Here is a 12,704-nt window from a genome sequence, read left to right on the forward strand (position 1 = left end):
TCTTTCTCTTTTTACTACCTCTTATATTTATGAATATTGTTTTTCTCTTATTTTACCAAATATTTTTTGTGGTATTAATCCTATAATAATTGGTTTAAAAATATATGGAATTCCTTTAATCCCGATATTCATTTTTCTAAACCCTTTCATTCTTACAACAGATTCTTCAAGTCTATCTCTCATTTTTCTATATTTTTTATTTCCATTTTCTACCTTATATTTATAAAGTTTTTCTTGAATATTAGCTCCTTTACTACCACACGAATACATAGCCATAAATAAATCATAATCCTCACATCTTCTAGTTTCCCATGATACCCTATATAATCCAGCTTTTTCAAAAGCAATTCTTCTCATTAAAATTGAAGGATGTATAAATGGGCTATTCCATAAAAAATCATGTATTTGTGGATTTTCTACAAGGGAAAATGTTCCCCATATTCCATTATTATCGTATACATCTGCAATAGTTCCTACAAAATCTATATCATTATTTTTATCTAAATACTCTATTTGTTTACTTATTCTCTGTGGATAGGATATATCATCTCCATCTTGTCTAGCAATATATTCCCCTTTTGCAAATTTATACGCATAATTTAAAGCATATGCTAATCCTTGATTTTTATTATATGAAACCACTCTAATTCTATTATCCATTTTTGCTATTTGATTCAAAATATGTAATGTATTATCAATAGAACCGTCATTACAAATAATTAATTCCCAATCCGTAAATGTTTGGTTAATTATACTTTTAACACTATCTTCGAGTTCCTTTGGATTATTACAATTATAAATTCCCATTAATATAGACACTTTTGACATAATTTCTTACCTTCCTATAATAATTATACTTTTTTATAATAGCGCTACTAATTATTGATACTTTTCCACTATCAGTTTCTACATTCTTTTATCTTCAATTATTATATTATTTTTACATCTTACTATCGTGTTGCTTTGTATATTACTATTAATAATACAACCTGCTCCAATCACAACATTATCTCCAATACAAACCCCTTTTAATATAATTACCCCACTACCTATCCAACAGTTTTTACCAATGGAAATTGGTGCAGTATTATATCCTTGTTGGGAAATTAATTTAATCTTATCTGAAAATTTATGATTATGATCATATAACTTTACATTTTCTCCAAATATAGTATCATTACCAATAGAAATTTTATTTAATGAATTTATTGAGCAATAATTATTAAAGAAACATCTTTCTCCTATTTCTACCTTACCTATTCCTTCTATTGACATGTTAAATCCTTTTCTAAAGGTACTTTTCTTACCAAACTTAACTTTTTCTTTAAAAATTATTTTATAAAACATTTTTTTTATAATAGCAAATAAATGGTGTTTAATTTTTAAAATAAGCATATACTTTATTCCACCCCCACTTTAAATCTATCCACTAATTATCTCTTCACTTCTTATCTTTGAATTATTACACCTTTATGCCAAACTATATATTTTTTTATAACAACTGGAAGTATTTTCAAAATTATGCCTTTCTAAAATATCTTTATAGGCCTTTTTCGAAATATTAACACTGTCTACATTTCCAGCTTTAATTTCTTTTATTATCAATATAAATTCTTCTAAATTACTAGCCACAAACCCATTTTCTCCATTAATAATAACATCTCTATTTCCTATTACATTACTAACTATGCATATTTTCTTATAATACATTCCTTCAAGCAACGCTATTGGTAACCCTTCCCACAATGATGTTAAAATAAATATATCTGAATCATTCATTTTCTTTAATACTTCTTTTTTATTCATCCATCCAGTTATTTCTATATTGTCAGCTGATAATTTTTCCTTCATTTCGCCTTCGCCAATCCATGTAAACTCTATATTTGGAAATTCCTCAGCAATTTTATTAAATAACTCTGGATTCTTTTGATAAGATATTCTTCCTACTGTACAAACCTTTAAATTATTAGTATTAATTATTTTTTCATCCAATTTAGGTAGCTTCGAAATATCTATTCCATTATTAATGACATAAGATTTCTTAGATAACTTTAAAGCTTCTTTATATTCTCCTTTTGATACACCAATAATGGATCCACACTTTTTGGCTGCAACATACTCTAAAATTTTATATATCTTTTTCTTTAAATTACTTTCATCCTCTTTTAAAAATGCAAATCCATGAGGATTATATAACACCTTTACATTTCTATCATTACATGCCATTCTCCCTAAAAAACCTGATTTTGATGAATGTAAATGAAGTATATCTGGTTTTTCACTTTTTATAAGCTTCCTTATTTCAATAAAAGATTTAATATCCTTATTTAAGTTTATATCTCTTATTCCACTTTCTAATTCAATTATCTTTACTCTTTTATCTATATAGCTTCTATAATCATTTGGAGTTTGTGGTCTAATGGAGCAAGCTAAAACTATATCATATTCATCACAAGTATTGTTTACCAAGTCAACCAAAAAAGTAAATACTCCACCACCAAATGCTTCAACGATATGCAACACCTTTTTTTTCATACTTTTCCTCCATTCTACTGACAACTTATAATCTAATGAGCGTTTTTATCCCCAAACAACACTCCCACAGTCTTAAATATCAACTTAATATCAATCCAAAGATTTCTTTCCTTAACATACCTAATATCAAGCTTCATCCAATCTTCAAAGTCAATATTATTTCTCCCACTAACTTGCCAATAACAAGTAAGTCCTGGCTTAACTTCTAATCTCCTATGCATCCAATCCTCAAATTGAGCTACTTCCTTAGGTAAACTTGGTCTAGGTCCAACTAAGCTCATATCCCCCTTAAGAATATTCCAAAGCTGTGGAAGCTCATCAATAGAAGTTTTTCTAATAAACTTACCAACCTTAGTAACTCTAGGATCATCTTTCATTTTAAACATAGGTCCAGACATTTCATTTTGAGCAGCTAGCTTCTCCTTAAGTTCTTCAGCATTAACTACCATAGATCTGAACTTATACATATCAAACTCTTTACCATTTCTTCCAACTCTCTTTTGTGAGAAAAACACAGGTCCCTTAGAAGTAAACTTAATAATAATTGCTATAATAATAAATAATGGACTAAATGCTAATAATCCCATAAAAGAACAGATAATATCAATTAATCTCTTAATAATCTCATAAAAACTGAATCCTCTAGTAGATTCATTTTCAAAATCTAATTGTGTACCCTCCATACATTTCCCCCCTCTTTCAATTTGTAAAATTAGTTATCTTTTTTTCCCATAAAAAGGTAAATTATTTCTTCCCTTTAGTTAACTTGCCTTTTAAAAATTATTTACCCTCTAAATTTCCTAGTGTCTTTTAGTTCTTCTTCCTGTTCTACCTTCTTCATCTCCATAATAATAGTAATACTTATCTTTACTATTATCTGCAGCATTAAGAACTGTTCCAATAATATTTCCATTAACTTTATTTATAATAGAAACCGCATTATGAACTGCATCCTTCTTAGTTACTCCTGCTCTTACAACTAGTAAGCTACCATCAACTTTAGTTGATAAAATTTGTGCATCTGCTACAGCTTGAAGTGGTGGAGTATCTAATACTATATAATCAAAATGCTTTTTCATTTCTTCTAAAAATGCTGTCATTGCTTTAGAACCAAGCATTTCTGCTGGATTTGGTGGAATCTTCCCTGATGGTACAATTGTTAAATTATCATTGTATTTATGTGCTACTGATTCCATCTTCTTATTTCCAACTAATAAATCTGAAATGCCATATGTATTGCTAATTCTAAACTTCTTATGAACAGAAGGTCTTCTCATATCACAATCAACTAAAAGCACTTTGCTTTCCCCTTGTGCTAATACTAAAGCTAAGTTACCTGAAACAGTACTTTTACCTTCCCCTGGATTTGCACTAGTAACAACTAAAGTTTGATATTTCTTATCAAAAGATGAATACTGTATATTAGTTCTTAAACTTCTATAAGCTTCTGCTTCTATAGATTTAGGTTTTGTCTCAACTATAAACATTTATTTCCCTCCTATTATTCATCACATGAAGGAATTAATCCAAGTACTGGAATATTTAATTCTCTTTCAAGATTTTCTTTAGTTTTAAAAGTATTATCAAGATATTCTAAAAGGAATACTAATCCTACACTTACCATAAGACCTAATAAAAATGCTATTGCAATATTCATTTTCTTATTAGGTGCTACTGGATTTTCTGGTAATTGAACTGCTTCAATTACTCTAACATTACCATTTGGTACAAGTTCCTTTGATAAAATAACAAATTCATTAGTTATGTTTTCTAATATTGATTTTGCTACTTCTGGATCATTGTTTTTATATTTAATTTGAAGTATTTGCGTATCAGCTATAGGAGTTACTGTTAAACTATCTTTAACATCCTTAACACTTAAGTCTGCATTTGTACTATTAATTGCAGCTTGTACTACTTCATTTGTTTTTATTGTTTCTGCATAAGTTTGTAAAAGCTTTTGATACATTTGAATATCATTAGTATTGTATCCTTCTAAACTGCTTTCTTCCTTCCCCACGAAAACCTTAGTGCTTGCCTCATAAGTTGGCTTAATTACGAAGAAGCTTAATATTCCTGAAATTAATGTAGCAACTAAAGTAATAGAAACTATTAATATCCAACGTTTCTTTAATGCTTCAAAAATTTCCGATATGCTTATTACTTGTTCTTCCATTTCATTCATTAATAAACTCTCCTTTTCTTTTTTTAGATTTTATATTTTATTTTAGTTGTTTAAAAATTTACTACTTATCTGTTAATTTCTTAACATATATTATTAATTAATTTTATATTTACTTATATAACTAATGATTAATATGGAATATTTAATTTGAAATTTAATAGAGCTTTAATTATATAAATAATTTTTAATGCTCCTCTTACCATATTATCTTTTCTCCTGTTTTTATATATTTTTCAACATTTTTTTTGACAAAGCCAATTATATCATAAAAGGAATACTCTTAAAAGCTTTCTAAAGCTATGGAATTTTAATCAGTAAAACCTTTTCATTTGCCATATTGTTTTATTTTGCAGATTAACTTTTTCTATTATTTCCTTCATTTCCTTTATTTTGATTTTTTATTTCTCTTTTTTAAATTTCTCTTTGAATTCCTCATACTTACTATTTTTACTTGTCGGAAATTGTTGCAATTTTTTATATTTAAATTTGTTAATTTTTTTTAACTTTTTTGAATTCTTGTAAAATCTCACAAAACTTACGCTTTTCAGTTTCCATTTTTTTGAATATGTAGTATAATAAACATATGTTCGAGAATGTATGTTCGCTTTTTTTTATAAAAAGCCGTATTCAATTTAGGGGGTGTCAATTTTGAAATCTTTATATGCAGAAACTCAAGAAAATAATAATTATAATTTCAATAACAGGAATAGAAATGTAAAATGTAATTTTGAAAATTTATTTACTATTTTATGTAATGCTAAGAGTGGTAATGAAAAATCTATTCTCTTTTTTATTGAAAAATATCAATTTCTAATAAAAAAATATGCTTTTAAGTACAAATTAAAAAATTATGATGCTGATGATTTAATACAGATTGGAAATATATCTATTATTACTGCTATTAATAAATATGATCTTGCTAAGGGTGGAGAATATATTGATGCTTATATTATTAATTCAATTAAAAATGGTTTCAAAAACTTGGCACGTAACCAAATTAAATATAAAGATGAGTCTAGTCTTAATATTGCTGTTGATGAAGATACTGAAATTGAAGACTTAATTAGTGATTCCTTTGATTTAGAAGATTATGTGATTAACTCTATGCTCATTGATTCTTTAAGAACTGCTCTTTCTCCTGATGAATTTGAACTAATTAGAATTGCTTACCTTACTGAAAACTGTACTTTATATAGATATTGTATTGAACATAACTGGAATTATCCAAAGAAAAGGCGTGAATTACTTGCTTTATTATCTAGAATTCGTAAATTTATTGAAAATTAATAATAAGCTATGTTTTAAATCTATGCTGATATTAACTTAATTAAATAAGCTTTTAATATCAACTTACTTTTAAAACATAGCTTAATAATAAAAATAGTTGTTTAAGTTATATTATAAGTTTTAAAATATTCCTAAAAATTTCTTTTCTTTAACTGTAGTTCCCTTAAATTCTACATCTCCATTTTGAAGCATTACTTTCCCATTATTAATAAATTCCTTTTTTTGTGGTAGTTCTAAAATATTTAATGCTTCACTTATATCAGTGTCTCTTCCTCTATCTCTATGAGCATCTGATCCAATAAAGCTATATACATTATGTTCTAAGTATTTAGCTGCAGTTTTCTTAACATCTTTTCCAAAATCTCCAACAATACTACCTGTATTCATTTGGAATAACATTCCCTCTTTTATAAGAGAATTAATCATTGATGGTTTTTTAATAAATTGTTTGTATCTTTCTGGATGAGCTATTATTGGAACAATTCCTCTTATTTGTAACTCATATATTGTGTTTATTACTTCATCTATATTAAACTCTAACATTGGAAGCTCTATTAACATATATTTTGTATTATTAATTGTTCCTATTATCTTATCATTATAATATTCTATAAGTTTTCTACTATAATAAACTTCTTGTCCTGCATATATATTAATATCTATGTTATTTTCTTTTACTATCTTTTTTAATTCTTCTACCTTTTTAACTACATCTTTATACTCAACTTCAAATCTTCCTCTCATGAAATGAGGTGTTGCAATTATATCTGTTGTTCCTGACTGTTCTGATTTTTTTAGCATGTTTATTGTCATATCAATACTTTTTGAACCATCATCTATCTCATTTATTATATGAGAATGTATATCTACCATAAAATTTCCCCCTAGCCTTTGTATATTATACAGTACATATTATATACTATGTACTCTTCTAGTAAAAAGGGAAATATATCTAATTTATTATTATTTTTTATAATTATTAATTTAACTATTATCCCAAACCTGGAACAATAACTTTATTACTTTCATCTGATGCATTCTCATCATCAGGAACTTCTGGCAATGTTGGTACTTCCTCACTTGGTATATTAGGTCTTATACCTATACTCCAATCTTTTCCCTCATCAGTTGTTTCACTTTTCTTATTAATATAGATAACTATTCTTTGAATAGAATCACTATAATAATATTCCATAACAGTATAATCTAAATCATTACCTGTATATTGCATACCTTTTTTATATATATTTTTAATTGCTTGTAATAATTCTTTATCTTTTGATTTAAATTTATCAGGTGAATACCCTTCCGTAACACACCAAATTGCCATTTGTGTTGCAAAGTATGCATTATCATCTGTAGTTACTCCAATTTCAGCTGCAGTTTTATTTGGATATCCTTCAGCCATGATTCCAACAACTTGTCTTGCTGCTTTACCTACAAATTCAAAGTTTTGTCCTGATGGATAATCCTTTTCTACTTCTAAACAATATCCTGAGCCAACCTCTGAATCTATTCTTGATGCATATAAATAAAAATTTTCATATCCTATAGTATTAATCACTTCATTTCCAACATCTATTGTTGTATGATTGGGAATAGAAGATTTTACTGTTGGCCCTGCCATTACATTAGTAGTTAAATTTATTATTGATATTAGTAATATAAATAATACAATAAATATATTATTTCTAAGGCTTTTCATCAGACTTCACCTCCAATAATATTTCTAATTTTAGTGTTGTCTTTATCCAGAAATATATTCAAAGTAAGTCTAATAAAACTTAGGTAATTATTATCTTACAACTGCATTATTTAACTTTCCAACTAATACAGTTCTTGCGCCTGTATATTCATAACTACAAGTTACTAATGTTATTATTTTATCTTCTTCAGTTATAGTAATATCTTTGTTATACATTGATTTTTCTGATTCATTTAAAGCATAGTTTACAAAGGCTTCATCATCTGCAAATTCAATATCTAAGCTAACTTTACTTTCATCTTCAACATATACTGAAAATATTTCGTATTGATATAATGTATTATTTCTTATTATGTTAATTGTATCATTGCTATTGAAAAAGCTATCTTCTTTAAATTTAATTATATTATTAAACATGGTACCATTTCTCATGTTGTGACCATATACTATGATATTTTTATCTTCATCTATATTATTTCTATAATCTACAAATATTGTTCCTGACATATTACTTTCATTTTTGAAATTATGTTTAAGATAATATTCATTATCTTCTGCCTGAACTATTGGATAATTAATTTCTGTGTTTGGAATTTGAATCCACATTTCATAATTACTATTTATAGATTTTAGTTCCTCTTCATTAGTATTTATTGTTTTATTATTCTCCTCTGATTTAACTAAATCATCATTATCTTGTATTTCATTACTTGAGGATTCGCCGCCATCATCTGATAAATATACATCACTAATTGTTGGTGCATAACTTTGAATTTCATTATTTAATTTTTCATCAATAAAATAATTATAAAATTTATAGCAAATTACAGACAAGCAGCATATTATTATTATAAATAACGTTGTATTAGTTACCCTCTTCATTAATTTCCTCCTTTTTTTATATAAACTGAATTCTTAGTTTCAGGTGGAGTTTTAACTCCATCTGAAGCTTAGAATTCGTTATCTAGTGGCTATCCGTTTTTTATAACACACCGACTTAAGATGGGAGTGTTACAACGGCTAGATATCAGATAAATATATAAAACACAGAACTTTTGCTATTGATTGGCTTGGTTCTGTGTTTTATACTTTAGTTTAAATTATTTATCTTTCTTCTTTCTATTGTTTACTAATAATCCACCGCCTGCTAATAGTAATACAGCTACAACTCCTGCTAATCCAATTTCACCTGTCTTTGGTGTTGATGTATTTTTATTTGTTGTTGTATTGATGGGCTTCGTATTTGTAGTAGGTGTTGTATTTTTGTTTTCTTTTTTATTTGTATGAGAGGCTTTTATTATTTCATTATTTTCCTTAATTTCAAAAGAATATTCAGTATTATCTAATACATATCCCTCTGGAGCTGTAATTTCTTGATAAGTATATTTTCCATAAGGAAGATCTGTAAATTTAACTACTCCATTTTCGTCAGTTTCAGCCTTTGAAACTATTTCTCCTGCTTCATTTTTTATAACAAATTCAGCATTTGCTAATGGATTTTCATCTTCATCAACACCTAAGTTTGTATGATTTGATTCTTCTGATTGTCCTTCTATTGTGTATTGTAAATCAATATCTGTACCATCAGCATTTTTTCCATCAACTTTAAATATAAATTCAACATCACAGTTTTCACCATTTTGATGGATTACTGGATCTTTAGAAATAATATTTGCTACTGAAACTTGTCCTTCAACTCCATCTAGATTTATTAAATAGTCATATATAGCAGCAATATTTCCTGTTAAATCAGATGGTGTATTTGCAGCATTAGCATATTTCCAAATTGCTAATTGTGTTGCTGTTATTGCTTCTACTGCAGTTAAATTTTCTAAGTTTAAAGTACTTGATATTTCTTCAAGTGATATAAATGGATATGCATTTCTAACTATTGCTCTAATATGTTTAGCACTATCATCATCATAGTAATTTGCATCTTCAACATTAACCCTTGAATAATTATGTCTATTCTCTACTACTGTATCAAAATCTACACAATATGCATATGATATACTCCCATCAGGGTTTCCGACCTTAAATAGTGCTGTTGACGCACTGCTTCCATTTACTACAACACGATTACCACTGATTTCTACTCCCCTATAGGTATAATCATAACTTTCGTTTTCTTCAGCTCTTACTATTGATGTACTTAACCCTAATATCATAAATAGGGCTGTTAAAAATGATATAAGTTTTTTTTCTAGTGTTTCTTTTGTTTATTTTCTTAAATCTTGCAGTTTCTTTTTTATTGTCTGTTTTCAAAACACCATCTCCTTCATTTAAATTACATTTAATATATTCCCAATTATTTCCATTCAATTACTATTATATTACTTTTGTTGTTCTTTTCAATATATTTAATAAAAATAGGATAGAGAAGTTATAAAAACAAAGAATATGTTTATCCATAGTGTAATTCCATTTGTTGACACTAAGATAGAAAGATACAAGGAAAGAAAATATAATTTCTTTTAGGCATTGCTTGATAAGTTTATATTTGTTAGTATTATATGTAAAAATTATACTGAAAGATTACGAGGTGAAGGATTATGAATAAATTTATAAAAATTCTAAAAGATTATGATAATGATGATATTATAAAGGATTTTTTATTAGATAAAGAATTAGAATTTTATAATAATGACATGAAAGATATAATTATTTCTTTAGGTTTTTATGTTCCTAATTATAACATATTAACATCATTACTTGAGATTCATGACAATGTAAACCCAACTGAAACTGAAATGTTTGCGAATGGACCAATAACCAATGTTATAAATCTATATCATACTAACATAAGTTATTTGTATTTAGTTAGAAGAGAGCAATTTGGATTAAGAGACGAAGACGCTATAATAACAGAATTAGTGTTTAGTAATAATACTAAAGAATTAATAAATACATTGAAGATAGACCTCTGCAATAGAAATATTGTTAGGGAATCTAAAAAGAGTTTATAGTGAGATAGGGTTGTAATTTGTGCAACCCTATTTTGAGTACCATATCAATAATTTAATCTAACAGAAACTATAATAAAAAAGCACATAGTAAGATCACTATTATTTTCTTCTATCTTACTACATGCTTCTATTTAAATAATTTATTTTCTATTTTTAAATTTACTCGTCACTCTTACCTACACCAGAAAGAACTAATCCTTTATTGTGGTCAAGAGCCCAGTTAATTCCCCAGTCATTTTGGAATATTATTAAGTCTCTATCTTTAAAGTCCTTAACTCTCTTAGCATCAGATGTTAAATTTAATCTATCAATATCTCCATCATAGCTTTCAACCCATCTTACATATCTAAATGCAAGTCTATCCATCTTGATGTCAACATTGTATTCATTTTTAAGTCTGTATTCAAGAACTTCAAATTGAAGTACACCTACAACCCCTACAATTATTTCTTCCATACCAACATGGTTTTCTTTAAATACTTGGATAGCCCCTTCTTGAGCTATTTGAGTAACACCCTTAACAAATTGTTTTCTCTTCATAGTATCCACTGGTCTAACTCTAGCAAAATGTTCAGGAGCGAATGTTGGAATTCCTTCAAATCTGAACTTTTTAGATGGTGAACATAATGTATCTCCTATTGAGAATATACCTGGATCGAATACCCCGATAATATCTCCAGCATATGCTTCTTCAACAATTTCTCTGTTTTCAGCCATGAATTGTTGAGGTTGAGCTAGCTTAAGCTTCTTTCCACCTTGCATATGGAATACTTCTTCACCCTTAGTAAACTTACCTGAACAAATTCTCATGAAAGCAATCCTATCTCTATGAGCTTTGTTCATGTTTGCTTGAATCTTAAATACAAATGCAGAGAATTTATCATCAAATGGATCTATTTCTCCAATATTTGAGTTTCTAGCAAGTGGTGATGTAGTCATTTGTAAGAAATGTTCTAGGAATGGCTCAACACCAAAGTTTGTTAAAGCTGATCCGAAGAATACTGGAGTTAATTCTCCTAATCTAACCTTTTCCATATCAAGTTCATCACCAGCAATATCAAGAAGCTCAATATCTTCCATTAATTTCTCATGTAGTGCTTCACCTAATATTTCTCTAAACTTTTCATCATCAACAGAACCTTCAATAGCTTCAACTTCTGTAGAACCGTGGTTTCCACCATTGAATGCTATAATTCTTTGATTTTGTCTATCGTAAACACCTTTAAAATCCTTACCAGAACCTATTGGCCAATTCATTGGATATGTTTTGATTCCTAGTTCTGCTTCAATATCTTCTAATAATCCAAATGGATCTTGAGCTTCTCTATCCATCTTATTGATGAATGTGAAGATTGGCATTTCTCTTAATGAACAAACATGGAATAGCTTTCTTGTTTGATCTTCCACCCCTTTAGCGGCGTCAACTACCATTACAGCAGAGTCAGCAGCCATAAGCGTTCTATATGTATCTTCTGAGAAGTCTTGGTGTCCTGGAGTATCTAGAATGTTTATGCAGTGTCCTGCATAGTTAAATTGCATAACAGATGAAGTAACAGAAATACCTCTTTGCTTTTCTATTTCCATCCAGTCTGAAACAGCATGTGTTGATGCTTTTCTTGCTTTTACTGAACCTGCAAGTCTTATTGCTCCTCCGTATAATAGGAACTTTTCTGTTAATGTTGTTTTACCAGCATCAGGGTGAGAAATAATTGCAAAGGTTCTTCTCTTTTTAATCTCATTTATGTAATCAGCCAATGTTATGTCCTCCTAAAATTATTTATATAATGAATAAATTTATTTCTTTTTATTTATTTAAAGGAAACTCGACTCCTTTCAGTCGCTGAGTAAATTCGACTGACCAAATATAAAATTTGAAGTCTCATTTAAAGGAAACTCGACTCCTTTCAGTCGCTGAGTAAATTCGACTGACCAAATATAAAATTTGAAGTCTCATTTAAAGGAAACTCGACTCCTTTCAGTCGCTGAGTAAATTCGACTGACCAAATTTAAATTTGGAGTCTCACTT

At 27.8% G+C, this 12,704-nt stretch carries 13 protein-coding genes; 2 read left to right on the forward strand and 11 right to left on the reverse strand.

What is annotated here, in order from left to right:
- Positions 1-27: 27 nt before the first annotated feature.
- From I2E98_RS02550 to I2E98_RS02575, 6 genes are all read right to left on the reverse strand, one after another.
- A complete protein-coding gene (locus I2E98_RS02550; protein WP_195467402.1) occupies positions 28-828 on the reverse strand; it encodes a glycosyltransferase in 801 nt (266 codons plus the stop codon).
- 78 nt (positions 829-906) lie between these two features.
- Complete coding sequence (locus I2E98_RS02555; protein WP_195467403.1) at positions 907-1,395, reverse strand: acyltransferase; 489 nt, start codon at positions 1,393-1,395, stop codon at positions 907-909.
- Between the two features lie 75 nt (positions 1,396-1,470).
- Entirely contained in the window at positions 1,471-2,535 is a 1,065-nt protein-coding gene (locus I2E98_RS02560; protein ID WP_195467404.1) for a glycosyltransferase, read from the reverse strand.
- A gap of 32 nt (positions 2,536-2,567) precedes the next feature.
- Entirely contained in the window at positions 2,568-3,218 is a 651-nt protein-coding gene (locus tag I2E98_RS02565; RefSeq protein WP_195467405.1) for a sugar transferase, read from the reverse strand.
- 117 nt (positions 3,219-3,335) lie between these two features.
- Complete coding sequence (locus I2E98_RS02570; RefSeq protein ID WP_195467406.1) at positions 3,336-4,022, reverse strand: CpsD/CapB family tyrosine-protein kinase; 687 nt, start codon at positions 4,020-4,022, stop codon at positions 3,336-3,338.
- A gap of 14 nt (positions 4,023-4,036) precedes the next feature.
- Complete coding sequence (locus tag I2E98_RS02575) at positions 4,037-4,711, reverse strand: Wzz/FepE/Etk N-terminal domain-containing protein (protein ID WP_195467555.1); 675 nt, start codon at positions 4,709-4,711, stop codon at positions 4,037-4,039.
- A 657-nt stretch (positions 4,712-5,368) separates the two neighbouring features.
- Here I2E98_RS02575 and I2E98_RS02580 point away from each other — a divergent pair.
- Positions 5,369-6,007, forward strand: coding sequence for a sigma-70 family RNA polymerase sigma factor (locus I2E98_RS02580; RefSeq protein WP_195467407.1), 639 nt, complete (start codon positions 5,369-5,371; stop codon positions 6,005-6,007).
- Positions 6,008-6,127: 120 nt separating this feature from the next.
- On the opposite strand, the gene I2E98_RS02585 is transcribed toward I2E98_RS02580, so the two are convergent.
- From I2E98_RS02585 to I2E98_RS02600, 4 genes are all read right to left on the reverse strand, one after another.
- Positions 6,128-6,880: a CpsB/CapC family capsule biosynthesis tyrosine phosphatase gene (locus I2E98_RS02585; protein WP_195467408.1), complete on the reverse strand. Its 753-nt coding sequence runs from the start codon at positions 6,878-6,880 to the stop codon at positions 6,128-6,130.
- A 118-nt stretch (positions 6,881-6,998) separates the two neighbouring features.
- Positions 6,999-7,712, reverse strand: a complete 714-nt coding sequence (locus tag I2E98_RS02590) for a thioester domain-containing protein (RefSeq protein WP_195467409.1) — start codon at positions 7,710-7,712, stop codon at positions 6,999-7,001.
- Positions 7,713-7,802: 90 nt separating this feature from the next.
- Positions 7,803-8,594, reverse strand: a complete 792-nt coding sequence (gene srtB / locus I2E98_RS02595; RefSeq protein WP_195467410.1) for a class B sortase — start codon at positions 8,592-8,594, stop codon at positions 7,803-7,805.
- 218 nt (positions 8,595-8,812) lie between these two features.
- Complete coding sequence (locus I2E98_RS02600; protein ID WP_207737557.1) at positions 8,813-9,880, reverse strand: SpaA isopeptide-forming pilin-related protein; 1,068 nt, start codon at positions 9,878-9,880, stop codon at positions 8,813-8,815.
- 384 nt (positions 9,881-10,264) lie between these two features.
- Here I2E98_RS02600 and I2E98_RS02605 point away from each other — a divergent pair, with 384 nt between their 5' ends.
- Positions 10,265-10,678, forward strand: a complete 414-nt coding sequence (locus tag I2E98_RS02605) for a hypothetical protein (RefSeq protein ID WP_148324539.1) — start codon at positions 10,265-10,267, stop codon at positions 10,676-10,678.
- 159 nt (positions 10,679-10,837) lie between these two features.
- Here the strand turns inward: I2E98_RS02605 and I2E98_RS02610 are convergent, their stop codons facing one another.
- A complete protein-coding gene (locus tag I2E98_RS02610) occupies positions 10,838-12,433 on the reverse strand; it encodes a peptide chain release factor 3 (RefSeq protein WP_195467411.1) in 1,596 nt (531 codons plus the stop codon).
- Positions 12,434-12,704 lie beyond the last annotated feature (271 nt).

The organism is Clostridium sp. D43t1_170807_H7, assembly GCF_015555905.1.
Lineage (GTDB): Bacteria > Bacillota > Clostridia > Clostridiales > Clostridiaceae > Clostridium.